The 23,498-nt window shown below is 70.4% G+C and carries 22 protein-coding genes and 1 riboswitch; of the genes, 9 read left to right on the plus strand and 13 right to left on the minus strand.

The genetic code is table 11. The annotated features are described in order from the left end of the window. The first annotated feature begins 19 nt into the window (after positions 1 to 19). Both ACG0Z3_RS13305 and ACG0Z3_RS13310 read left to right on the plus strand, forming a co-directional pair. Positions 20 to 1,411 (plus strand): metallophosphoesterase family protein, encoded by a 1,392-nt coding sequence (locus tag ACG0Z3_RS13305; RefSeq protein ID WP_394398115.1) that lies wholly within the window; start codon positions 20 to 22, stop codon positions 1,409 to 1,411. A 198-nt stretch (positions 1,412 to 1,609) separates the two neighbouring features. Then, on the plus strand, positions 1,610 to 3,043 hold the full coding sequence (locus ACG0Z3_RS13310) for a S41 family peptidase (protein WP_394398117.1): 1,434 nt from the start codon (positions 1,610 to 1,612) through the stop codon (positions 3,041 to 3,043). Between the two features lie 63 nt (positions 3,044 to 3,106). Here the strand turns inward: ACG0Z3_RS13310 and ACG0Z3_RS13315 are convergent, their stop codons facing one another. From ACG0Z3_RS13315 to ACG0Z3_RS13325, 3 genes are all read right to left on the minus strand, one after another. Then, positions 3,107 to 3,682 carry a GNAT family N-acetyltransferase gene (locus tag ACG0Z3_RS13315; RefSeq protein ID WP_394398119.1) on the minus strand — a complete coding sequence of 192 codons (576 nt, stop codon included), beginning with the start codon at positions 3,680 to 3,682 and terminating at the stop codon, positions 3,107 to 3,109. Next, positions 3,679 to 4,959 (minus strand): MFS transporter, encoded by a 1,281-nt coding sequence (locus ACG0Z3_RS13320; RefSeq protein ID WP_394398122.1) that lies wholly within the window; start codon positions 4,957 to 4,959, stop codon positions 3,679 to 3,681. The genes ACG0Z3_RS13315 and ACG0Z3_RS13320 overlap by 4 nt, the downstream gene beginning before the upstream one ends. Before the next feature lie 163 nt (positions 4,960 to 5,122). Continuing rightward, positions 5,123 to 6,823: a gamma-glutamyltransferase family protein gene (locus ACG0Z3_RS13325; RefSeq protein WP_394398124.1), complete on the minus strand. Its 1,701-nt coding sequence runs from the start codon at positions 6,821 to 6,823 to the stop codon at positions 5,123 to 5,125. Between the two features lie 122 nt (positions 6,824 to 6,945). Here ACG0Z3_RS13325 and ACG0Z3_RS13330 point away from each other — a divergent pair, with 122 nt between their 5' ends. Together ACG0Z3_RS13330 and ACG0Z3_RS13335 are read left to right on the plus strand one after the other, a co-directional pair. Next, the gene (locus tag ACG0Z3_RS13330; protein ID WP_394398126.1) at positions 6,946 to 7,263 is read left to right on the plus strand and encodes a hypothetical protein; all 318 of its coding nucleotides are present in this window, start codon (positions 6,946 to 6,948) and stop codon (positions 7,261 to 7,263) included. 156 nt (positions 7,264 to 7,419) lie between these two features. Beyond that, positions 7,420 to 8,322, plus strand: coding sequence for a choice-of-anchor A family protein (locus ACG0Z3_RS13335; RefSeq protein ID WP_394398128.1), 903 nt, complete (start codon positions 7,420 to 7,422; stop codon positions 8,320 to 8,322). 3 nt (positions 8,323 to 8,325) lie between these two features. Here the strand turns inward: ACG0Z3_RS13335 and ACG0Z3_RS13340 are convergent, their stop codons facing one another. After that, positions 8,326 to 9,339 carry a S49 family peptidase gene (locus ACG0Z3_RS13340; protein WP_394398130.1) on the minus strand — a complete coding sequence of 338 codons (1,014 nt, stop codon included), beginning with the start codon at positions 9,337 to 9,339 and terminating at the stop codon, positions 8,326 to 8,328. Position 9,340: 1 nt separating this feature from the next. Then, positions 9,341 to 9,718 (minus strand): Rieske (2Fe-2S) protein, encoded by a 378-nt coding sequence (locus tag ACG0Z3_RS13345; RefSeq protein WP_394398132.1) that lies wholly within the window; start codon positions 9,716 to 9,718, stop codon positions 9,341 to 9,343. Between ACG0Z3_RS13345 and ACG0Z3_RS13350 the strand changes: the two genes are divergently transcribed. Next, the gene (locus tag ACG0Z3_RS13350; protein WP_394398134.1) at positions 9,717 to 9,875 is read left to right on the plus strand and encodes a hypothetical protein; all 159 of its coding nucleotides are present in this window, start codon (positions 9,717 to 9,719) and stop codon (positions 9,873 to 9,875) included. The genes ACG0Z3_RS13345 and ACG0Z3_RS13350 overlap by 2 nt on opposite strands. Before the next feature lie 19 nt (positions 9,876 to 9,894). Here ACG0Z3_RS13350 and ACG0Z3_RS13355 read toward each other — a convergent pair whose 3' ends face one another. Then, positions 9,895 to 10,560 carry an HAD family hydrolase gene (locus ACG0Z3_RS13355; RefSeq protein ID WP_394398136.1) on the minus strand — a complete coding sequence of 222 codons (666 nt, stop codon included), beginning with the start codon at positions 10,558 to 10,560 and terminating at the stop codon, positions 9,895 to 9,897. 53 nt (positions 10,561 to 10,613) lie between these two features. Continuing rightward, a riboswitch (yybP-ykoY riboswitch) is annotated at positions 10,614 to 10,791 on the plus strand. 3 nt (positions 10,792 to 10,794) lie between these two features. Here ACG0Z3_RS13355 and ACG0Z3_RS13360 point away from each other — a divergent pair. Continuing rightward, on the plus strand, positions 10,795 to 11,367 hold the full coding sequence (locus ACG0Z3_RS13360; protein WP_394398138.1) for a TMEM165/GDT1 family protein: 573 nt from the start codon (positions 10,795 to 10,797) through the stop codon (positions 11,365 to 11,367). A 16-nt stretch (positions 11,368 to 11,383) separates the two neighbouring features. Here the strand turns inward: ACG0Z3_RS13360 and ACG0Z3_RS13365 are convergent, their stop codons facing one another. Then, the gene (locus ACG0Z3_RS13365) at positions 11,384 to 12,379 is read right to left on the minus strand and encodes an RluA family pseudouridine synthase (protein WP_394398140.1); all 996 of its coding nucleotides are present in this window, start codon (positions 12,377 to 12,379) and stop codon (positions 11,384 to 11,386) included. A gap of 580 nt (positions 12,380 to 12,959) precedes the next feature. Between ACG0Z3_RS13365 and ACG0Z3_RS13370 the strand changes: the two genes are divergently transcribed. The 3 genes from ACG0Z3_RS13370 (at position 12,960) to ACG0Z3_RS13380 (ending at position 19,298) form a co-directional block, all read left to right on the plus strand. Continuing rightward, positions 12,960 to 15,863 carry an Rne/Rng family ribonuclease gene (locus ACG0Z3_RS13370; RefSeq protein WP_394398142.1) on the plus strand — a complete coding sequence of 968 codons (2,904 nt, stop codon included), beginning with the start codon at positions 12,960 to 12,962 and terminating at the stop codon, positions 15,861 to 15,863. A gap of 90 nt (positions 15,864 to 15,953) precedes the next feature. Beyond that, the gene (locus ACG0Z3_RS13375; RefSeq protein WP_394398144.1) at positions 15,954 to 17,501 is read left to right on the plus strand and encodes a POT-type proton-dependent oligopeptide transporter; all 1,548 of its coding nucleotides are present in this window, start codon (positions 15,954 to 15,956) and stop codon (positions 17,499 to 17,501) included. Between the two features lie 117 nt (positions 17,502 to 17,618). Beyond that, complete coding sequence (locus ACG0Z3_RS13380) at positions 17,619 to 19,298, plus strand: hypothetical protein (protein WP_394398146.1); 1,680 nt, start codon at positions 17,619 to 17,621, stop codon at positions 19,296 to 19,298. An 11-nt stretch (positions 19,299 to 19,309) separates the two neighbouring features. On the opposite strand, the gene acpS is transcribed toward ACG0Z3_RS13380, so the two are convergent. The 6 genes from acpS to rnc form a co-directional block, all read right to left on the minus strand. Next, a complete protein-coding gene (acpS, locus tag ACG0Z3_RS13385) occupies positions 19,310 to 19,705 on the minus strand; it encodes a holo-ACP synthase (protein WP_394398148.1) in 396 nt (131 codons plus the stop codon). Beyond that, positions 19,702 to 20,196: a GNAT family N-acetyltransferase gene (locus tag ACG0Z3_RS13390; RefSeq protein WP_394398150.1), complete on the minus strand. Its 495-nt coding sequence runs from the start codon at positions 20,194 to 20,196 to the stop codon at positions 19,702 to 19,704. The genes acpS and ACG0Z3_RS13390 overlap by 4 nt, the downstream gene beginning before the upstream one ends. Continuing rightward, entirely contained in the window at positions 20,193 to 20,960 is a 768-nt protein-coding gene (locus ACG0Z3_RS13395) for a pyridoxine 5'-phosphate synthase (RefSeq protein WP_394398152.1), read from the minus strand. Before ACG0Z3_RS13395 ends, ACG0Z3_RS13390 begins: the two co-directional genes overlap by 4 nt. A 165-nt stretch (positions 20,961 to 21,125) precedes the next feature. Then, complete coding sequence (recO, locus tag ACG0Z3_RS13400; protein ID WP_394398153.1) at positions 21,126 to 21,881, minus strand: DNA repair protein RecO; 756 nt, start codon at positions 21,879 to 21,881, stop codon at positions 21,126 to 21,128. Between the two features lie 3 nt (positions 21,882 to 21,884). After that, complete coding sequence (gene era / locus ACG0Z3_RS13405) at positions 21,885 to 22,805, minus strand: GTPase Era (protein ID WP_394398156.1); 921 nt, start codon at positions 22,803 to 22,805, stop codon at positions 21,885 to 21,887. Then, positions 22,802 to 23,494 (minus strand): ribonuclease III, encoded by a 693-nt coding sequence (gene rnc, locus ACG0Z3_RS13410; protein WP_394398158.1) that lies wholly within the window; start codon positions 23,492 to 23,494, stop codon positions 22,802 to 22,804. Before rnc ends, era begins: the two co-directional genes overlap by 4 nt. Between the last annotated feature and the right edge of the window lie 4 nt (positions 23,495 to 23,498).

The raw sequence follows: 23,498 nt of genomic DNA on the forward strand, positions 1-23,498 counted from the left end.
TCACACAGTTGATCGACACATGATTCATCGCGCGCGTTTCTGGGCTGGGCCCGCCCTGACCACCTTGCTGGCCTTGGCCGGCTGCGCCCACCCGCCGCCGCCTGCGCCGCTGGCCGCGCCCGTGCCGCTGGGCGTGCAGCAGGCCTGGGTGCAGGCCGTGGCCGGCCCCGGCTGGCAGGTGCGCGCCCTGACTGACGAGGCCACCTGCCCCACGCTGAGCTGGGCCGGCGGCCAGGCCCCGATGACACAGCGAAGCGAGCCCGGCGAGGCTCCTACGCCGCCCGGCAACACCCGGCCCGAGCACAAGCCCCCCAGCTTCACGCTACGGGCCTGCGAGGCCGCATGGCCGGTGGGCGTCGCCAGCGTGCAACTGGGCCAGTTCACGCTGCGCGCGCCGGCACGGGAGCTGCGCCGCATCGTCGTCATCGGCGACACGGGCTGCCGCCTGAAGGCCTCGGACGAGGCCTGGCAGCCCTGTAACGACCCCGGCCAGTGGCCGTTCGCCCGCATCGTGGCGCGCGCCGTCGCGCTCAAGCCCGACCTGGTGGTGCACGTGGGCGACTACCACTACCGCGAGAGCCCCTGCCCGGCCGGCCAGCCGGGCTGCGCCGCCAGCCCCTGGGGCTATGGCGACGACGCCTGGCAGGCCGACTTCTTCCGCCCCGCCCGCGCGCTGCTGGCCGCTGCGCCCTGGGTGTTCGTGCGCGGCAACCACGAGTCCTGCCGGCGCGCCGGCCAGGGCTGGCTGCGCTACCTGGACGCGCAGACCGGCGCCGCCCGCGCCTGCGAGCCGGCCGCCGACGGCGTGGACGAAGGCGACTTCACCGCCCCCTTCGCCGTGCCGCTGTCCTCGCGCAGCCAGCTCATCGTGTTCGACTCGGCCGAGGTGGGCAGCCGGCCCCCAGCGCGCGGCTCGGCAGCCTGGATGCGCTGGCGCCAGCAGCTGGACCAGGTCGCGCTGCTGGCCGGCCAGCGGGCGCAGAGCCTGTTCGTCAGCCACCACCCCAGCCTGGCCTTCGGCCCCAGCGCCGACGGCCGCCCCGAGCCGGCCCGCTCCGGCCTCACGCCGCTGCTGCAGGACGCCCAGCCCGGACGCCTGTTCCCGCCCGGCGTGCAGGCCACGCTGCACGGCCACCTGCACATCCACCAGTTGTTGGGCTTTGCCAGCAACCACCCGGCCAGCCTGGTGATCGGCAACGGCGGCTCGGCCACCGAGGGCCGCCTGGACGCGCGTGCCGCGCAGCAGGCGCAACCGCTGCCCGGCGCACGCGTGGAGACCTTCCAGAGCCACACCGACTTCGGCTTCTCGCTGCTCAGCGCCACGCCGCAGGGCTGGCGGTTGCAGGCCTACGACGCGCTGGGCCAGCCGCTGGCCAGCTGCACGCTGGCGGGCCAGAAGCTGCGCTGCTGAGGGCCGCTGCCCAGCCTGACTTCCGGCACCCGGCCGGGCCCGCACGGCGGCCGCAACAGCCGGCCAATCCGCCAATTCGGCCCGTATCTGAAGGGTTTCCGGCGGGTAAATCGGCCGTCTGCCGCCACCCCCACGCTTACACTCGGGCCACCTGTCAAGGTGTTTCGACAGGATCACGCAGATAGAGGACTCGGCCGCATGAGCTCGAAGTTGAAAGTCGCTGGTTGGGTGGCCCTTGGGGCGCTGGCGGGTGGCCTGACCACCATGCAGTTGCAGGCCAATGCACGCAGCAGCCTGTCTCCGCTGCCGCTGGACGAGATGCAGCAGCTCGCCGCCGTGTTCGGCCTCGTCAAGGCGGAGTACGTCGAGCCGGTCGACGAGAAAAAGCTCATCAACGACGCCATCGCAGGCATGGTGTCCGGCCTGGACCCACACTCCCAGTTCTTCGACAAGAAATCCTTCAAGGAATTCCGTGAAGGCACGTCCGGCAAGTTCGTCGGCGTGGGCATCGAGATCGGCATGGAAGACGGCCTGGTCAAGATCGTCTCGCCCATCGAAGGCTCACCCGCCTTCCGCGCCGGCCTGAAGAGCGGCGACTTGATCAGCCGCATCGACGACACCGCCGTGCGCGGCCTCTCCATTGACCAGGCCGTCAAGAAGATGCGCGGCGATCCGGCCACCAAGGTCAGCCTCACCATCTACCGCAAGGCCGAGAACCGCAGCTTTCCCGTCACCATCGTGCGCGAGGAAATCAAGGTACAGAGCGTGCGCGCCAAGGTGGTGGAGCCCGGCTATGCCTGGGTGCGCGTGAGCCAGTTCCAGGAACCCACGGTCGACGCCTTCGTCAAGAAGGTCGAGGAGATCTACAAGCAGGAGCCCAAGCTCAAGGGCCTGGTGCTGGACCTGCGCAACGACCCCGGCGGCCTGCTGGAAGGCGCCGTGGCCATCTCGGCCGCCTTCCTGCCCAGGGGTGTGGAGGTGGTGTCCACCAACGGCCAGATCCCCGAATCCAAGGCCGCCTACAAGGCCGAACCCGACGACTACCGCCGCCGCGGCGGCGATGACCCGCTCAAGCGCCTGCCCGTGGCGCTGAAGACCGTGCCGCTGGTGGTGCTGGTCAACGAGGGCTCGGCCAGCGCCAGCGAGATCGTGGCCGGCGCGCTGCAGGACCACAAGCGCGCCACCGTCATGGGCGCCCAGACCTTCGGCAAGGGCTCGGTGCAGACCATCCGCCAGCTCGGCCCGGAAACCGCGCTGAAGATCACCACTGCCCGCTACTTCACGCCGCAGGGCCGTGCCATCCAGGCCAAGGGCATCACGCCCGACGTGCTGTTGGACGAGACGGCCGAGGGCAACGTCTTCGCCGCACTGCGCACCCGAGAAGCCGACCTGGAGAAGCATCTCGCCAACGGCCCCGAGGACAACGAAGCCCGCCAGAAGGCCCGCGAGGAAGCGCGCGCCAAGCTGGAGGCCGAGTACGCCAAGCGCGCCGAGCCGCCCAAGCCGCTGCCGGAGTTCGGCTCGACGGAGGACTTCCCGCTGATGCAGGCGCTGAACAAGCTCAAGGGCCAGCCCGTCATCGCCGCCAAGGCAGCCGCTGAGCGCAAGGCCGAGGCCAAGCCGGCCGAGTGATCGCCGAACCGGCCGCGCGCCACTTGAACACGGGCTCCCGACGGAGCCCGTTTTTCATGCACCTCAGCCGGCGATGCGCGCGTAGACCGCGGTGTCACGCGGCGTGCCGTCCACGCCCAGCGCGTCGTGGCGCAGCACGCCCTCCAGCGCGAAGCCGGCGCGCTGCGCGACCGCACGGCTGCGGGTGTTGCGCGCGTCGCAGCGGATCTCCACGCGCCGCGCCGCCAGCCGGTCGAAGGCCAGTGCCGTCAGCAGCTGCACCGCCTCGCCCACCAGGCCCTGGCCGGCCGCATCGGGCCGTATCCAGTAGCCGATCTCGAAGCGGCGCACCGTCCAGTCGATGCGGTGCAGGCCCGTGCCACCCAACAGGCGCCCGGGGCCACCATCGGCCCGGCGGGCATAGAGGTGAAAGCAGAGATCCCGCCGCGCGATGAAGTCCGCATGCATGCGGCGCACCACGGCCTCGGCGCTGGCGGCCGAGGGCGGCTCCTGTGCCCAAGCCATCCACGGCCGCAGGTGCGACAGCGACTGCGTGACCACCAGCGCCATCTCGGCGCCCGCGCCGGCACGCGGCATCAGCAGCAGCGTGCGCGGCCCGTCCAGCCGCTCGGGCACCTCCAGCAGCACCGGGTCGCTCATGCCGTGGCCACCTCCACGGGCTTGGGCAGTTCGCGCACGCTGCGCAGCACCGGGTGCCGCCAGGCCCACAGCCCCACCAGCACGCAGCCGGCGCCGGCAAAGCCCAGCGCCGCGCGCAGGCCCAGGTGTTCGCCCAGCCAGCCGCCCAGCAGCGCGCCGGGTGCTGCCGGCAGCAGGATGAGCCAGCGCATGGTGCTGGTCATGCGGCCCAGCATGGGCGCGGGCGTGACGGCCTGGCGCAGCGACAGGAAGTTGATGAACATCAGCACGGCGCCCACGCCCCAGGTGAACAGCATCAGCGCAAAGCTGGCCACGCCCCATCCGCCGGCCGGCGCAAAGGCCAGCTGCAGCCACGCCAGGCCGCACAGCAGAAAGCCCAGCAGCAGGCAGGGCCCGGGCCCCATGCGCCGGCTGATGCGGTGGCCCAGCACGCTGGCCAGCACCGTGCCGGCGCCGATGGCGACGTAGGACCAGCCCACCGTCTGCGGCGCCAGCTTGAGCTCGCGCGTAGCCAGCAGGATCTGCGTCACCAGCGCAGCGTTGTGGAAGAGGTTCCAGCAGGCCATCAGCACGGCCATGGTCACCAGCAGCCGCCGCTCGCGCACGAAATGCAGGCCGGCCTTCAGCTCACGCCAGAAGTCCTGTGCCTGGCGCACGGGCAGCGTCTCCTCGACACGGATACCGCGCAGGATGAGCACGGACACCGCCAGCATCAGTGCGTCCACCGCCAGCGCCAGCGGCGCGCCCACCAGCTTGATCAACAGGCCCGCCACGCCCGGCCCGGCCACCTCTGCACCGGACGAGGCCAGTGCGTTCTTGGCATGTGCCTCCACCAGGCGCTCGCGCGGCACCACCTGCGTCAGCACGATCTGCGCGGCGCTGCCCGCCGTGGTGTGCACGGTGCCGATGACGAAGCTGACCAGGTAGAGCCAGGGCATGCCCAGCAGGCCCAGCCAGGCTGCCAGCGGCACGGAAGCCACGGCCAGCGCCAGCACGGCCTCGCCAACGATGTAGACCGGCAGCTTGCGCACCCGGTCCAGCAGCACACCGGAGGGCAGCGAGAACAGCGCGAATGGCAGAACGCCCAGCGCCTGCAGCAGGCCCATCTGCGTGGGGCTGGCGTCCAGCAGCACGGCTGCCGTCAGCGGCAGCGCCAGCAGCGTGATCTGGCCGCCCAGCGAGGCGCACAGGATGGACGTCCACAGGCGCCGGTAGACGGCGTCGCGCAGCAGGTCGTTGGGAGCGAGGGCGAAGAAGGAACGCAGGCGGGACAACATGACGGCAAGGGCTGGCAGGCTCGACGGAGCAGGAGCGCCCCGGCGGGGCGCGGCGACGCGGCGCAGGCGCGTCAGTCGAGATCGAGCAGCTTGGTCATGCGTGCCATGCTAGCAGCGTGGTCAGGCACCAGCTGTCGCACGCGCGAAGTTCGTGGCGCCCGGCCTACCAACCCACCGCCGCACCGTCACGGCGCGGGTCGCTGGCCGCTACATAGCCTGCCGTGCCCGGGTCGCCCAGCCGCCAAATGAACTGGCCGGCCCCGAAGTCCTGGTAGCTGTCGTGGATGTCGCCGACCTGGTGGCCGCGATCGCTCAGGCCCTGGATAGTGGCCGCAGGCATGTGCGGCTCCACGTTGATGGACTGGCCCTCGTTGAAACGCCAGCGCGGCGCATCGCAGGCCGCCTGCGGGTTCTGGCCGTAGCTCAGCATGCGCACCAGCGTCTGCATGTGGCCCTGGGGCTGCATGTTGCCGCCCATGACGCCGAAGCTCATCACGGGAACCACTGCTGGTGCTTCCATGGTTGGCGCCACCGCCGGGCCGCCCCAAGGCGGCGCCGCGCCCCCTCGGGGGGCAGGAGCCGCAGGCGACGTGGGGGCCGTCAGGAACGCGGGGATGATGGTGTGGAACGGCCGCTTGCCCGGGGCTACTTGATTGGGGTGGCCCGCCTCCAGCGTGAAGCAGTGACCACGGTTTTGCAGGCTCACGCCATAACCGGGCAACACCAGGCCCGAGCCAAAGCCCATGTAGTTGCTCTGGATGAAGCTCACCATCATCCCGGACTCGTCGGCCGCCGTCAGATAGATGGTGCCGCCCTTGACAGGGTTGCCGGCGCCGAAGACCTGCGCCCGCGTGGGATCGATGAGCTTGGCGCGCTGCGCGAGGTAGTCGTCATCCAGCAGCTGCGCCGGGCTGACCGTCATCGCGCCAGGCTCGGCGACGAAGCGATAGACATCCGCGAAGGCCAGCTTCATCGCCTCGATCATCAAGTGCTGCGCCTCGGGGCTGTCCACCGCGTGGTCGGTCACGCGGCAATGGGCCAGCAGGCCCAGCGCCATCTGCGCCGCGATGCCCTGGCCGTTGGGCGGGATCTCGTGCAGCGTGTGACCCGCAAAGTCCTTGGCCAGAGGCGTGACCCACTCGGCCCGGTAGGCGGCCAGGTCGGCCTCGGTCAGCGCCCCGCCGGTGTCGCGCGCGAAGCGGGCCAGCGCCTGCGCGATCTCGCCCCGGTAGAAGGCCTCGCCGCGGGTCTCGGCGATGAGGCGCAAGCCGCGCGCCGCCTCGGCGAAGCGGAACAGCTCGCCGACCGCCGGGGCCCGGCCGTGCGGCAGGAAGGCCTGCGCGAAACCGGGCTGCCCGGTGAGCTCAGGCAGGGCCGCCGCCATCGCCCATTTGCCGGCCACGATGGGCGGCACGGCGAAGCCGCGCTCGGCGATCTCGATGGCGGGCTGCATCAGGTCGGCAAACGGCAGTCGGCCGAAGCGCTCGCTGAGCGCCACCCAGCCGCCCACGGCGCCCGGCACCGTCACCGAGCCCCAGCCGCGCCAGGGCATGACCTGACCCTCGAAGAAGTCCGGTGTCCAGGCCGCCGGGGCCGGGCCCGAGGCGTTCAGGCCGTGCAGTTGCCGCCCGTCCCACAGGATGCAGAACGCGTCCGAGCCCAGGCCGTTGCTGCAGGGCTCCACCAGCGTCATGCAGGCGGCCGTCGCGATGGCCGCATCCACAGCGTTGCCCCCCTGGCGCATCACCTGGAGGCCGGCCTGCGCCGCCAGCGGATGTGAGGTGGACACGATGTTGCGTGCGAACAGGGGGCTGCGCTGGCTGGGATAGCCGGTGCGCCAGTCGAAGCGGTGCGGGGTATTCATGCCCCGGATTCTGCGCGGGGTGTAAGGCTTTGCAACGCCGTCAACGTGCGGCGCCGAGGGGTCGTTGTGGTCACAAGCTTTCGCGAAGCCGAATCCCCCGAAACCTTCCCAGGAGCCCACTGATGAACACGCTGAAGACCACCATCGCCACCGCCCTCATCACGCTCGCCTCGGGCGTTGCCATGGCCCAGGCCGCAGCACCCGCCGCAGCGCAGACGGCCACGCCGGCGGCAGCACCGGCCGTGACGGCGGCGGCCACCACCACCCCGGCAGTCGCCCCGGCCGCCAAGCCCGCACCGGCCGCCGTCGCGACCGACACGGCCACCACGAAGCCGGCCGCCGCCAAGCCGGCGCCCAAGGCCGACAAGGCCGCCGTCAAGAAGGCCGAGGGCGCCACTGACGTGAAGGTCGCTGCCAAGCCCGACACCAAGACGCCGTAAGCGCAAGCGCGCTCGGCGCAGGCCGCAGCCCTCACTGGCTGCGGCCTTTTTCGTGACGGATTGCCACGGCGGGTCGTGAACTGCGTCGCGAACCGCATCGGCCACCCCCGCGTCGGGGCGTGACGCGATCACGGCCCGCTTCCCAGACTGCCGGCCATGCGTTTCCTAACCCGCCTGCTCGCCCTCACCACCCTCTCGGCCGCTGCCCATGCCGCGCCGATCAACCTCGGCCTGGACCCCAGCCTCAATCTGCTGGCCTTCGGCCACATGAGTGTGGGCAGCAGCGACGTGGAAGGCCGCGTGGCCGTGGCCGGCAACGCCAGCCTCAACAGCTACTCCATCAACACCAAGACTGGCGCCGCCGCGCTGTATTCCGGCACGGGCCTGGTGGTGGGCGGCAACCTCAGCTTCACCAACGGCACCATTTGGGGCGGCGCCGCCGTGGGCGGCCAGTACACGCCCACCAGCAGCGGCAACCTGATGGGCACACCCGCAACCGGCGAGGGCTTCGCCTTCGCCACCGAGCAGCAGCGGCTCACGGCGCTGTCGCAGTCGCTGGACGCCCGCGCCAACACCGGCACGGCCGTCAACCAGTGGGGCACGCTGCACTTCGACGCCGCCGGGCAGATGCTGGCCGTGTTCGACATCCTGGCCGCCGACGCCGCCCGCAACCTGCAGATCGACAACCTCGCCGACGGCGCGCAGATCCTCATCAACATCCACGGCAGCAGCGTGGACTTCGGCAACCACGGCTACATCGGCTTCAACAAGGGTCAGGTCTTGTTCAACCTGCCGGACGCCACGCAGGTCATCCTCAACGGCGGCATCAACGCATCACTGTTGGCCACGCGGGCCAGCGTCGCGCAGGGCTGGGGCCAGATCAACGGCCAGGTGGTCGTGAAGGACTGGAACAGCAGCGTGCAGGTCAACGACGCGCCGCTGCGCGTGCCGACCCCGCCGGTTTCCGGCTCGACGCAGCAACTGCCCGAACCGGCCTCGCTGGTGCTCGCCGGCTTGGCGCTGGCGGCTGCTGGCCTGGCACGCCGCCGCGCCCGCTGAACCTCAGCGGATGGGCGCGACCTCGCGCAGCGCCCGCACCGCGCCCGCGCCCACGCTGGCACCGAAGCGCTTGACCAGCCGCTCGGCGACGTTGTCGCGCGGTGTGTAGTCGATCACCTCCTCGGCCTTGACGACCTCGCGGGCCACATGGTCGAGGTTGCCGTAGTCGTCGGCCAGCCCCATGGCCACCGCCTGCTCGCCGTTCCAGAACAGGCCGGAGAAGGTGTCCGGCGTTTCCTTGAGCCGCTTGCCGCGGCCATCGCGAACGACGGTGATGAACTGCTGATGGATCTGGTCCAGCATGGCCTGGGCATAGGCCTGCTGGCGCGGGTTGACGGGGCTGAACGGGTCCAGCATGCCCTTGTTGTCACCCGCCGTCAGCAGCCGACGCTCGACGCCCAGCTTGCTCATCAGGCCAGTGAAGCCGAAGCCGTCCATCAGCACGCCGATGGAGCCCACCACCGAGGCCTTGTCCACGTAGATCTCGTCGGCCGCCGCGGCGATGTAGTAAGCGCCCGAGGCACACATTTCCTCGACCACGGCATACACCGGCTTGCCGTGCAGCTTCTTCAGCCGCTTGATCTCGTCATGCACGATGCCGGCCTGCACCGGGCTGCCGCCGGGTGAGTTGATGCGCAGCACGACGGCCTGCGCGGCCTCGTCCTTGAAGGCATCCTTCAGCGCCGCAAGCAGCAGCTCCGCGCTGGCCTCCGTGTCCACGGCGATCTCGCCACGCACCTCCACCAGCGCCGTGTGCGGCACGGTCGTCGGCGTCACATGCCGTCCCTGCTGCCACAGGCTGTAGACCAGCAGCGCCGCCAGTCCCAGCCAGAACAGCCGGAACACCGTGCGCCAGCGCCGCTCCAGCCGCCGCTCGCGCAGGAAGTCGCGCGCCAGCTGCGCCAGCAGCGCCTCGTTGGGTGTCGCGGCGGGCGCCGCCGGTGCGGCAGGCGCGACCGGGACGCCGACCGGCTCGGGCATGGGGGGCGGCAGGGTGTCGTCGGAGGTGCTGCTCATCTCAGTCTTCAAAAGCGGGTTGGGTGTCGCGCGTGGGGTGCCAGTAGACCTGACCCTCGCGCTCCGTCAGTTCGATCTTGGTCAGCCGGCCGCGCTGGCAGGGGCCCATCACGCAGTGGCCGGTCAGCGGCTCATAGGCCGCGCCGTGGATGCTGCACATGATGTAGCGACTATCGCGGTCCAGGAACTCGCCCTCCTGCCAGTCCATCTCGGTCGGCACGTGGGCGCAGCGGTTCAGGTAGGCCACCGCCTGGCCCTCGTAGCGCAGCGCGAACGCACGCACCGGCTCGCGCCACTGGATGACGTCGAAGCTCACCGCCTTGCCGCGCTCGGCCAGGTCGGCCGAGGCGCACAGGCGCTGCGGCGGGGCGATATCCATGTCAGTGATCCTTGGCGCGATCCGCCATGTCTATCGGGCCGAGCGCCGGGCCGCCCCCAAGCAGGCCCATCTGGCGATGTGCTCGCGACTCGATGCCGCAGGCATCGCCGTCCCCGCGGGGGACCGACGAGGCACGCGCGCGCTCAGCGGCGCGTGACTGGGCGAGGGACGTCATTTCAGGCATGCGTGATCAGCCAGTCGTGCAGTTCACGTGTGGAATGAGCGACGAACAGCGGGTTGTGCGCCGCGAACGTCTCGTGATCATGCGCACCGAAGCTCACGCCCACGCTCGCCACGCCGGCGTTCTGGGCCAGCAGCAGGTCATGCGTGGTGTCGCCGACCATCAGCGTGCGCTCGGGCTCCACGCCGAACTCACGCATCAGCTCCAACAGCATCTGCGGATGTGGCTTGGAGCGCGTCTCGTCGGCGGTACGGGTCGCGTCGAACATGCGGGTCAGCTCGGCATGCGCCAGCACGCGGTCCAGGCCCACGCGGTTCTTGCCGGTGGCCACGGCCAGCCAGTGGTGGCGCGCTTTCAGCGCCTGCAGCATGGCCAGGCTGCCATCGAACAGCGACACGTCGTTCTCGGACGCCAGGTAGTGATGGCGGTAGCGCAGGCCCAGGTCCTGGTAGCGCTCGGCCGGCAGGTTGGGCACCACATGCTCCAGCGCATCGCGCAGGCCCAGGCCGATGACGTACTTGGCACGTTCGAACTCCGGCTCAGGCAGGCCGATGTCCACCGCCGCGCGCTGGATGCTGCGCGCGATCAGCGCGGTGGAGTCGAACAGGGTGCCGTCCCAGTCAAAGGCGATCAGGTCGAAGCGTTGGGGTCGCGTGCTCATGGCCGCATTGTCGGCGCAGCCTGCGAGCCCTCGCGCGCCATGCCTAGAATGCGCGCCTCGTCATTGGGGAGTAGCCGTCCTGCGCCTGCAGGAGCCTGCGTCAACACACTTGGCTCGATGGGCCATGGCGCAGGCAGCTCCAACAGCCTGGCAAGACCTTTGACCGCACTGCCTCCGGGAAGGGCCGGGAGGCGTGCGGTCGCTGGTTTTCCGTTCGGCCCTTTGGAGATCGTTTTGGAAGCATTCCTCGTGTCCACGGGCATCGTCGCGCTCGGTGAAATGGGCGACAAGACACAGTTGCTGGCCATGGTGCTGGCCGCCACCTTCCGCCGACCGCTGCCCATCTTGCTGGGCATCTTCGTGGCCACAGTGCTCAACCATGCCGCCGCCGGCCTGCTGGGCGGCTGGGTGGCCCAGGCGCTGGGGCCGGACGTGCTGCGCTGGGTCGTCGGCCTGTCTTTCATCGCAATGGCCGGCTGGATGCTGATCCCCGACAAGCTGGACGACGACGAGGCCCAGCGCGGTCGGCGCTTCGGCGTGTTCGGCACGACCGTGATCGCCTTCTTCCTCGCGGAGATGGGCGACAAGACCCAAATCGCCACCGTCGCGCTGGCGGCCCGCTACACCGAGGTGGTGCAGGTGGTGCTTGGCACCACGCTGGGCATGATGCTGGCGAACGCGCCCGCCGTCTTCCTTGGCGACCGCATCGCAAAGCGCGTCTCCATGCCGCTGGTCCATGGCATCGCGGCGGCCATCTTCGCGGTGCTGGGCGTGCTGACGCTGCTCAACGTCGGCCAGTTGTTCTGACCCTCGCGCCTGCGCGTCAGGCGCTCAGCACGGCCTGGCAGTCCGCCGGCAAAGGCGCCTCGCAGGTCACCGTCTCACCGGTGGCCGGATGCTGGAAAGTCAGCCGTCGTGCATGCAGGAACATGCGGTCGAACTTGGCCGCCCCGCGGGCCAGCTCGCGGTTCTTGTCGAAGTCGCCGTACTTCGGGTCGCCCACGATGGCGTGGCCGGCCTGCTGCAGGTGCACGCGGATCTGGTGCGTGCGGCCGGTCTTGATGGTCACGTCCAGCAGGCTGAAGCGCGGCGTCTTCTGCATGACCTTGACGAGGCTGATGGACCGCTTGGCGTCCGCCTCGTCCGCCGTGCCGGGGCGCACCCAGCGCTCGCCGTCGCTGCCGATGAACTTCACCAGCGGCACGTCGATGACCTTGAGCTTGGCCGGCCAGTCCCCCCACACCAAGGCGGCATAGGTCTTGCCGGTCTCGCGCTCACGCAACTGGTCCTGCAGGTTCACGAGCGCGCTGCGCTTCTTGGCGATCATCAGGAGGCCGGAGGTTTCCTTGTCCAGGCGGTGGACGAGCTCCAGGAACTTGGCCGTGGGCCGTGCGCGGCGCAGCGCCTCGATGACGCCATAGCTGACACCCGAGCCGCCATGCACGGCAACGCCGGCGGGCTTGTCGATGACGAGCAGGTGCTCGTCCTCGAACACGACCGGGAACTCGCGCGCCGGCGCGGCGGGCGCGGCCGCCTTCTCTGGCACCCGCACCGGCGGAATGCGCACCTCGTCGCCAAGTTCCAGCCGCGTGTCGGCCTGCGCGCGACCCTTGTTCACGCGCACCTCACCGGCGCGGATGACACGGTAGACATGCGTCTTGGGCACGCCTTTCAGCTCGCGCAGCAAGAAGTTGTCCAGCCGCTGGCCGGCCGATCCCTCGTCCACGATGACCCGTCTGACCACGGGTTTGTCCGTACCCTGGGCGGCTGTCAACCCCGTGGCCGGGGCCGCAGGGCCTGCCCCTATAATCCTTTTCACCACGTTGCTGCCGTAAGTGTTTGATTTTTTTGATTTTAGCGGCGACAACGCGGGGCCCGGCGGGTTTGCCCACGGGTCACAAACAGGCGATGCAACGCATCCTGAAGCCGGCAGGCAGCTTCCCCAAGTGAAGCAGCGGTCGGCGGCGCGGTGCGGCAGAGCGATGACACACGGAACCCTCCGGCCCCTCAACCAGGGCCCGGTGGCCAGACAAGGTTTTCACGGCGCGAGAGCGCGCGGTTCACACCGCAACAGCTCGCGCCAGCGTCCAGCAGTCCTTCGCGGATGAGCCCTTCCCTCCCCCTCCCGCTGCGCCCCGCCGCGCGACCCCAGCCAGAAGCTGCGGTGGTCGTGCGCTCCGGCGCGCTTGCATGCGGCCGGGTCGAGACAGGGCACGCCCGAGAGGTGACGGCCCGGTCGCATGCGCCAACGCTGCTCGGCGTCTGACCTCCGTCAGAAACCCGAGCGGTCCAGGGCACTCCTTCCACGGTTCCACGCTGTCGCTCGTGCGTCTTGAACGCCACCTCCGGGTGGCATGACGTGGCGCGCTCCCACACGGGGCGCGCGAAGGAGTGATGACATGAAACGCATGCTGATCAATGCGACGCAGCCGGAAGAGCGGCGCCTCGCCATCGTTGACGGGCAAAAGCTGCTGGACTTCGAGACCGAAATCGAAGGCCGCGAACAGCGCAAGGGCAACATCTACAAGGCCGTCGTGACACGCGTCGAGCCGTCGCTCGAAGCCTGCTTCGTCGACTACGGCGAGGACCGCCACGGCTTTCTGCCGTTCAAGGAAATCTCGCGCCAGTTCTTCCGCGAAGGCACCGACGTCAAGAACGCGACCATCAAGGACGCGATCAAGGAAGGCCAGGAACTGCTGGTCCAGGTCGAGAAGGAAGAGCGCGGCAACAAGGGCGCAGCGCTGACGACCTTCGTGTCGCTGGCCGGCCGCTACCTGGTGCTGATGCCCAACAACCCGCGCGGCGGCGGCGTGTCGCGCCGCATCGAGGGCGAGGACCGCGAGGAGCTCAAGGAGAACCTCGACCAGCTCGAGTACCCCAAGGGCATGTCCCTGATCGCCCGCACCGCCGGCATCGGCCGCTCGGCGCCGGAGCTGCAGTGGGACTTGAACTACATGCTCAAGCTGTGGACCGCGATCGACGACGCGGCCAAGGGCGGCAAGGGTGCCTACCTGATCTACCAGGAATCCAGCCTGGTGATCCGCGCGATCCGCGACTACTTCACCGCTGACATCGGTGAGATCCTGATCGACACGGACGACCTGTTCGAGCAGGCCCACCAGTTCATGAACCACGTGATGCCCGACCAGGGCCATCGCGTGAAGCGCTACCGTGACGACGCGCCGCTGTTCAGCCGCTTCCAGATCGAGCACCAGATCGAGACGGCCCACAGCCGCACGGTGAACCTGCCCTCAGGCGGCGCCATCGTCATCGACCACACCGAAGCGCTGGTGTCCGTCGACGTGAACTCGGCGCGCGCCACCCGTGGCGGCGACATCGAGGAAACCGCGACCCGCACCAACCTCGAAGCGGCCGATGAGATCGCCCGCCAGATGCGTCTGCGCGACCTGGGCGGCCTGATCGTCGTCGACTTCATCGACATGGAGGAGAGCAAGAACCGCCGTGACGTGGAACAGCGCCTGCGCGATGCGCTGCGCAACGACCGCGCCCGCGTGCAGTTCGCCTCCATCAGCAAGTTCGGCCTGCTGGAAATGAGCCGCCAGCGCCTGCGCCCGGCGCTGTCCGAGGGCAACCACATCACCTGCCCGCGCTGCAACGGCACCGGCCACATCCGCGACACCGAGTCCTCGGCGCTGCAGATCCTGCGCATGGTCCAGGAAGAGGCGATGAAGGACAACACCGCCGCCGTGCACGTGCAGGTGCCGGTGGAGGTCACGTCCTTCCTGCTGAACGAGAAGCGCACCGAGATCACCAAGATCGAGCTGAAGCAGCGCGTGACCGTGCTGCTGGTGCCCAACAAGCACCTCGAGACGCCGAACTACAAGCTGGAGCGCCTGCGCCACGACGATCCGCGCCTGGAGAACCTGCAGGCCAGCTACACGATGATCGAGGAGCCGACCGACGAGGTGGGCATCACGCGTCGTGGCGACGTCGAGAAGAAGAACAAGCAGGAACCGGTGATCAAGGGCATCCTGCCCGAGCAGCCAGCTCCCGTGGCCGCACCGGCCCCGGTCGTGGCACCGCCGCCGCCGGCACCGGCACCGGCGCCCGTTGTGGCCGCCCCGGCGCCCAAGGGCTTCTTCAGCCGCCTGTTCAGCTTCTTCAGCGGTGGCGACTCCGCCGCCCCCGCGCCTGCACCGGCGGCCGAAGCGCCGGCACCGGCAGCTGCCACCACGGGCGACAAGCCCAAGCGTGAAGGTGGCCGCGATGGCCGCCGCGACGGTCGCCGTGGTGAACGTGGTGAACGTGGCCAGGGTGGCCAGGGTGGCCGCCGCGACGGCAAGCCGCAGGAAGCCCGCGGTGAGCGCACCGAACGAGGTGACCGTCCGGAGCGTGGCGATCGCAAGCCGCGCGCCGAAGGCGGCGACAAGCCCGAACAGCAGCAGCAGCAACGCGCCGAGCGCGGCGAGCGCCAGGAACGCGGCGAGCGCGGTGAGCGTGGCGAACGCCGCCCGCGCGGCGAGCGCCAGGACAAGGCGCCGGTCGAGGCCGCGCTGCCCGTGGCCGCGCAGCTGACCGACGAGCAGGCCGCCCTGCATGACGCGCCGCCCGCCTTCGTCGACAGCCAGGCCGAAGCCGGCCTGCCGCCCACCGGCGACACGCCGGCCGGCGAGGAGCGCCAGGGCCGCGGCCGCCGCCGCCGCCGTGGTGGCCGCGACCGTGGTGACGAGCAGGCCACCGGCGCCGAAGGCAGCGTGGACGCTGGCGCCGAGGTGCCGGCCGAAGCCGCCAGCCCTGTCGAGACCAGCGCCGACGCCGTCGATGCTGCCCCGGCCGCCGAGGGCGACGACACCGGCGAAGGCCAGGCCCGCGAAAGCCGCCGCCGCGGTGGCCGCAATCGCAACCGCAACCGCCGCGAGGAAGGCGCTGCCGACGGCCAGGAAACCCCGGTCGACGAGCAGGCCGCTGCCCCGGTGCAGGGCTCGCTGATCGAGACCGCCATGGCCAGCGCCGACGTCGCACCGGCACCGGCCCCAGTCGACGTGATCGCCCCGCCGCCGCCGGCCCCCGAGCCGACGCCGGCACCGGCGCCCGCACCAGTCGCGGCAGCCTTCCAGCTGCCCATGGGCGAGCTGCAGGCCATCGCCGAAGGGGCCGGCCTGCAATGGGTCAACTCCGACGCCGACAAGATCGCCGCCGCCCAGGCCGCCATCGCCGCCGAGCCGGCCCCCGCGCCGCTGGGCCGCGAGCCGGCGCCGGTGGTCATCGTCGACGAGGGCCCGCTGGTGCTCGTCGAGACGCGCAAGGACCTCAGCCAGGTAAAGCTGCCCTTCGAGGCCTGATCTCCGCCTGACCCCGGGTTCCTGACCCACCCCGAACGCCGCCGGCCACAAGCCGCGCGGCGTTTCTCTTAGCCCTCACCCCAGGCCACCATGACGACACACAACGTCAGCGCCGGCGCCGCACCCGCGGCCAAGATGCCGCCGCAGATCCCCTACATCATCGGCAACGAAGGCTGCGAGCGCTTCAGCTTTTACGGCATGCGCAACATCCTGACGGTGTTCATGATGACCAGCCTGCTGCTGGCCATCCCCGAGGAACACCGCCGCGCCGAGGCCAAGGAGGTGTTCCACACCTTCGTCATCGGCGTGTACTTCTTCCCGCTGCTGGGTGGCTGGCTGGCCGACCGCTTCTTCGGCAAGTACCCGACCATCTTCTGGCTCAGCCTCGTCTACTGCGCGGGCCACGCCTGCCTGGCGATCTTCGAGAACAACATCCGCGGCTTCTACTTCGGCCTGTTCCTGATCTCGCTGGGCTCGGGCGGCATCAAGCCGCTGGTCACCAGCTTCGTCGGCGACCAGTTCGACAAGAGCAACCGGTCGCTCGCGCAGAAGGTGTACGACGCCTTCTACTGGATCATCAACTTCGGCAGCTTCTTTGCGTCGCTGCTGATGCCGGTGATGCTCAAGGAATTCGGCGCCAGCGTGGCCTTCGGCCTGCCGGGCATCCTGATGGGCCTGGCCACGCTGATCCTGTGGAGCGGCCGCAAGAAGTACGTTCACCAGCCGGCGCGCGGTGCCAACCCGCACAGCTTCCTGTGGGTGGTGTGGACGGCACTGAAGTCCGGCGGGCTGGGCATGGCCGTGGCCGCGCTGGGCCTGCTGGGCGCGGCCATGAGCCTGAGCCGCATGGGCTCGCTGGGCATCGTGGCCTCGGTGTGCCTGGCGCTGGTGCTGGTGATGGGCTTCGGCGGCGCCGGCGCCTGGCTGCAGCTGGACCGCGCCCGCGGCCACCACCCTGACGAGGCGGTGGACGGCGTGCGCTCGGTGCTGCGCGTGCTGGTGCTGTTTGCGCTCGTCACGCCGTTCTGGTCGCTGTTCGACCAGAAGGCATCGACCTGGGTGCTGCAGGCCGACCAGATGACCAAGCCCGCGTGGTTCCAGTCCTCCATGATGCAGGCGCTGAACCCGCTGCTGGTGATGATCCTCATTCCGTTCAACAACCTGGTGCTCTACCCGCTGCTGGAGCGTGTCGGCCTGCGCGTGACGCCGCTGCGCCGCATGGGCGCGGGCATCGCGCTGGCGGGCTTTGCGTGGATTGCCGCCGGCATGCTGCAGCTGTGGATGGACGCGGGCGACGCGGTCAGCATCGTCTGGCAGGTGCTGCCCTATGCGCTGCTGACGCTGGGCGAGGTGCTGGTGTCGGCCACCGGCCTGGAGTTCGCGTACAGCCAGGCGCCGCAGTCCATGAAGGGCACCATCATGGCGTTCTGGAGCCTGTCGGTGACGGTGGGCAACCTGTGGGTGCTGCTGTCCAACGTCAGCATCAAGAGCCCGCAGGCGCTTTCCGCAATCCAGTCCACCGGCTACAGCGAGACGGCCTGCCTGATGTTCTTCTTCGCCGGCTTCGCGCTGCTGGCGGCGCTGCTGTTCGCGCTGGTGGCGCGGCGCTACCCGATGTTGAACAACTACCGCGATTGAGGCGCGCGGGGTGAAATTCCCCACGCTGCGCGCGCGCCGCGACAGCGCTGCACCCCTACGATGCCGCCCGGCTGCCAGCCCGGCGGCATTTTTTTTCTTGGCCAGCCCGACCGCGCCATGAGCGACCCTCGCCCGCACCGCCCCTACATCGACCCCACCTCGGCCGCGGCCGACCAGGAGGCCGCCCGCGCGCCCGAGCCGGTGGCGTCCTGGCAGCAGGCCTCGGCCCGCCCCCGCCCGGCACCAGGCCCGCGGCGCCCCCGCGTGGCACCGCCTGCCAGCAGCGGCGGCAGCTACATTGCCCGCCACTGGGCCGGCGAGATGAGCCTGGTGCGCAGCTACTGGGTCAACCACCTGCTCGTGGCCGCGCCATTGGCCCTGCTGCTGACCGGGCTGATGACCTGGATCAGCGTCAAGGGCGAGTCGCTGCAGGTCAGCGCCATCGCGCTGCTGGCGGTGTTGCCGCTGCTGCTGGCGCTGGACGTGTGGTGCATCGTCGGCGCCTGGCGCTCGGCCACGAACTACCTGCGCGACCAGGGCTCCGCGCTGTGGGGCTGGCTGGCGCGCATCACGCTGATCCTGGGCACGCTGCAGCTGGCCGCGTCGGTGCTGCTGGGCGTGCTGCCCAGCCTGGGCAGCTATTGGCAGATGGCACGCGGCATCGACCCCATCGGCCACGCCACGCTGAGCCTGTCGCCCGACGGCCGCAGCCTGCGGCTGGACGGCGCCATCGGCATGGGCGACGCCCGGCGGCTGCGCACCTTGCTGCAGAGCGATGACGCCCGCAGGCTCAAGCGCTTGGAGCTGGTCTCGCCCGGCGGCCGCCTGCACGAAGCGGAGCAGATGGCCACGACGCTGAAGGCCAGCGGCCATGACGTGCGGGCCGTCGGCACCTGCGCCAGCGCCTGCACGGTGGTGTTCCTGGCCGGCAAGTCGCGCCAGCTGACGCCAGGCGCGCGGCTGGGCTTCCACCGCGCGTCCACAGGCACCTACAACCCCGTCTTCGAAGAGCTGGCCAACCAGAAGCTCGCAGCCACCTACCGCAGCCTGGGCCTGCCCGAGACCATGATCGACCGGACGCTGGACACGCCGTCGCGCAGCATGTGGTTCGTGCCGCGCGAGGAGCTGATTGCGCACGCCCTGATCGCGCCGCTGCCGCAGACGCTGGCCATCTCGCTGCCCCCGGCGGGCAAGGCCAGCCTCCCCGACATTGACGATGCGCTGCGCCTGCACCCCGTGTGGGACGCGCTGGACCGCCACATGCCGGGCTTCATCGACACCGTGGCCCGGCGCATGTGGGCCGCCCACCAGGCCGGCGCACCCGACGACGACGTGCAGGCCGCCGCCCTGCCCCCGCTGGCCGAGAAGATGCCGGCGCTGATCGCCAGCGCCGGCCCGCAGGCACGGCGGCGTTATGTGCAGCTGGCGGCCGACCAACTGCGCGCCCTGAAAGCCACGCCGGCCTGCCGCGGGCTGCTGCAGGGCCATCTCGCGGTACGCCGCCAGCTGCCGACGGCGCTGCAGATCCGCGAAACCGAATGGCTGATGGACGCCACCAACGCACCGCCGCCACGCTGGCTGCCCAAGCCGGCCAGTGCACTGGAGATCGAGGTGCTGGACCGCTCCGTGGGCCGCGCGGCGCTGGGCGCGCTGTCGCAGCTGTGGACTGACGCGCCCGACCCCGCCGGCACCGGCCCGGCCTGCGAGCCTGTCATCGCGGTGCTGGACCGCTTTGCCAGCCAGCCCCCGGCGCGCCGCGAGCTGGCCGAGCGGCTAGCCTTCCAGCCGCGGCGCTGAGCGCCGCTGCGTCAGGGCCGTCGCTCGACGACGACAAAGGCAACGGCATAGTCCTGCTCGTCGCTGACCGTCACATGGGCGCTCAGTCCCTGCGCATCGAACCACGCGGCCAGCTCCCCGTGCAGGGCCACCTCGGGCTTGCCGCTGCTCGCCTTGACGACCTCCATGGCCCGCCAGGTCATGGGCATGCGCATGCCCATCCCGATGGCCTTGGAGAAGGCCTCCTTGGCCGCGAAGCGCGTGGCCAGGTAAGCCACGCCGCGCGCCGGCACGCTGGCATGGCGCTCACGGAATACGGCCATCTCGTGCGGGCCGAGCACCTTGTCGGCGAAGCGCTCGCCGCGCCGTGCCAGCGTGTCGCGGATGCGGCGGATGTCGCAGATGTCGGTGCCGATGCCGTAGATCATGGGAAGGCGATGACGTGGTTGGCGATGGCCTGGCCATCGAGCATGAACTGCGTCTGGCCGGCGACCCGCCCGCCCTCGCGGGCGTAGAAGCGCAGCGCGCCTTCGTTGCCCACCCAGACGCTGAGCCACAGGCCTTCGCCGCGCCAGGTGTTGCGGGCCTCCTGCAGCAACTGCGCGCCAAGCCCGCGACCGGTGCAGGGCGGCGCAACGTAGAGCCGCGTCAGCTCAACCTGCGCGTCGTTGGCCGCCGGCGCCGGTGCGCCGCGCAGCAGCTGGGCAAAGCCCTGCAGCGCCGCGCCGTCCTCCACCAGCCACAGCGCCTGCTGCGGGTCGGCGATGGCACGCTCGAAGGCCGCTGGCGTGAAGGACTCGGCCAGGTAGGGCAGGAAGCGCGGCTCGACGCCGCCTGTGGCATAGCTGTCCAGCCACACCCACTGCGCCAGCGCCGCGAGCTGCGGCGCGTCCTGCGCGCTGGCGCGGCGCAGCGTCATGTGTAGGCGGTCGCGATGACGCGCTGGTAGGCCCGCACCGTCTCGGCATAGCCCAGCTCCAGCGCGTCGGCGATCAGCGCATGGCCGATGGACACCTCCTGCACACCCGGCACATGGCGCAGGAACAGGCTGAGGTTGTCGCGGTTCAGGTCATGGCCGGCGTTCAGCCCCAAGCCCACGCTCAGCGCGGCCTGCGCCGTGGCCGTGAAGTCGTCCAGCACGGCGGCCTGGCGCTCGGTGCCGAAGGCGCTGGCGAAGGTCTCGGTGTAGAGCTCGATGCGGTCCGCGCCCAGCTCGGCCACGGCGGCCATGGCGGCGGGGTGGGGATCCATGAAGAGGCTGACGCGCACGCCCAGGTCCTGGGCCTCCTGGATCAGCGGCTTCAGGCGCGCGGCATCCTGCGGCAGTGTCCAGCCGTGGTCGGAGGTGAACTGGTCTTCCGAGTCCGGAACGAAGGTGACCTGGTGCGGGCGGTGCTGGCGCACGAAGTCCATCAGGTTCTGCGTCGGGTTGCCTTCGATGTTGAACTCGGCCTGCGGCCAGTCCTTGAGGAAGGCCGCCAGGTCGTCGACGTCACCCGCGCGGATGTGGCGCGCGTCGGGCCGCGGGTGCACAGTGATGCCCTGCGCGCCGGCCAGCAGGCAGTGCTCGGCGGCCCGCAGCACCGACGGGATGCCCAGGTGCCGGGTGTTGCGCAGCAGCGCGACCTTGTTGACGTTGACCGAGAGCGCGCAGCGAGCGCCAGCGTGGGCGAAGGGGTTCATGGGTCAGAAGCTGTGAATGGACTCCGCGCGGCCGAGCAGACCGTCGCGGCGGCGCCAATCAAGGCGCGAAGCGGAGCCGTAGCGGGTGCTACGGCGAGCATTCGCAACGCCGAGTGGCGGCGTTGCGGCGGGATGAGCGGCCGTGTGGAGTTCGTTCACAGCTTCTCAAGCATCGAGCAGTTGTTGCACGTCGACCATCAGCGCGCGCGTGCGCAGCGGCTGGTGGCCCAGATGGTAGTGGAGCAGCCCGCGCAGCGTCGTCTTCAAGCCTTGCGGCTCGGCCGTGCAAGCCGCCTGGCGCAGCGCGGCCATGCTGCCGTGCAGCAGCGCGGCCTGCAGCTGGATCAGCAGCGCACCGGGCAGCCCGGCCTCGCCGCTGGGCGGGATGACGCCGGACTCCGGCGACAGCAGGTAGCGGCGCGCGGGGTCGACCGCAGCCTGCGTGGGCGTGACGACGCTCAAGTCGGGCAGCAGGCCCAACTCCGACAGCAGCTTGAGCTCGAAGGCCCGCAGCACCTCGTCGCCCGCGGACAGATGCGCCAGCGTGTCGGCGTAGGCGTCGAACAGCGGCGCATGCGGGTCGTGGCGGGCGAGCAGCTTCAGCAGCAGTTCGTTCAGGTAGTAGCCCGAGAACAGCGCGGCGCCGGCCGGCAACGTCGCCCCGCCCCCCCATTCGGCGGTGCGCAGCGTCTGCACCTCGCCGCCCTCGGCCTTGGCGGGCTTGGACAGGCTCACCGAGATGCGCTGCAGCGGCAGCAGCACCGCGCGCAACTGCGAGTACGGGCGCTTGGCGCCCTTGGCCGCCACGGCCACGCGGCCAGAGTCGCGCGTGAACAGATCCAGGATGAGGCTGGTCTCGCTCCAGTCGTGCTGGTGCAGCACGTAGGCCGGCTGGACCGCCGGAGGGCGCGTCAGCCGCATCCGTTACTCGTAGCCGTACGAGCGCAGATGCTCTTCCGTGTCCGCCCAGCCCGAGCGCACCTTGACCCACAGCTCCAGGAACACGCGGCCGTCCATCAGGTGCTCCAGCTCCTGGCGCGACTCCGAGCCGATGCGCTTCAGGCGCTCGCCGCCCTGGCCGATGATCATGCCCTTGTGCGCATCGCGCTCGACGACAATGCTGGCGCTGATGCGGCGCAGCTCGCCCTCCTCTTCCCACTTGTCGATGACGACGGTGGAGGTATAGGGCAGCTCATCGCCGGTCAAGCGGAACAGCTTCTCGCGGATGATCTCGCTGGCCAGGAACTTCTCGCTGCGGTCGGTCAGCGCTTCGCCGTCGTAGAACCAGCCCTGCTCCGGCAGATACGGCTTGAGGATCTTGAACAGGCGCGTGACATCGGCCTCCTTCTTGGCCGACAGCGGCACGAACTCGGCAAAGTTGCGGCGCTCCTGCATGCCCTTGAGCCACGGCGCCAGCTCGGCGCGGCGGTGCACGGCATCCAGCTTGTTGGCGATCAGCACGACCGGCTTGTCCTCGGGCAGCAGGCCCAGCACTTTGGCGTCATCCAGGCCGAAGCGGCCGGCCTCGACGACGAACAGCACCAGGTCCACGTCGGCCAGCACGCCATGCACCGTGCGGTTCAGCGTGCGGTTCAGCGCGGCGTTGTGCTTGGTCTGGAAGCCCGGCGTGTCGACGAACACGAACTGGGCTTCGTCCACCGTGCGCACGCCGGTGATGCGGTGGCGCGTCGTCTGCGCCTTGTCGGACGTGATGCTGACCTTCTGGCCGACCAGCGCGTTCAGCAGCGTGGACTTGCCCACGTTGGGGCGGCCAACGATGGCGATGAGGCCAGAACGTTGAGCCGGCTGCGGGGTCAGGGATTCGGGCTTGGGCTCTTGGGTCATGTTCGGCCTCGTTCGGCGGTCAATCGGTCCAGCAGGCGGCGGGCGGCCTCCTGCTCGGCGGCGCGGCGCGAGCGGCCCTCGCCCAGTTCGGCCACGTCCAGCGCCGGCACCGCGCACTCGACCTCGAAGGTCTGCGCATGGGCCTGGCCGCGGGTGGCCACGATGCGGTAAGCCGGCACGGCGATGCGGCGGGCTTGCAGCCATTCCTGCAGCGCGGTCTTGGCGTCCTTGCCGAAGTCGCCGGCACTGGCGGCTGTGGCGATGGTGTCGCCCAGCAGGCGGCGCACGACGGCCAACGCGGCGTCGTAGCCGGCGTCCATGTAGGCCGCGCCGAGCACGGCTTCCACCGCATCGGCCAGGATGGACGGCCGCTGCGCGCCGCCGCCACGCGCCTCGCCGTCGGACATCTTCAGCACCGCCGGAAGGCCCAGCGCCAGGCCCAGCTTGTGCAGGCTGTCCTCGCGCACCAGGTGGGCGCGCACGCGCGTCAGGTCGCCCTCATCGGAGCCGGCGTAGCGCTCGTACAGCAGGCTGGACACGGCCAGGCTGAGCACCGCGTCGCCGAGGAACTCCAGGCGTTCGTTGTGGTCCGCGCCGTAGCTGCGGTGCGTCAGGGCCCGCGCCAGCAGTTCCGGGCGCTGGAAGCGGTGGCCCAGGCGGCGTTCAAGGGCATCGAGCGCGGCGTTCATGGTC

It is taken from the genome of Pelomonas margarita, assembly GCF_043555875.1.
Classification (GTDB): domain Bacteria; phylum Pseudomonadota; class Gammaproteobacteria; order Burkholderiales; family Burkholderiaceae_C; genus Pelomonas; species Pelomonas margarita.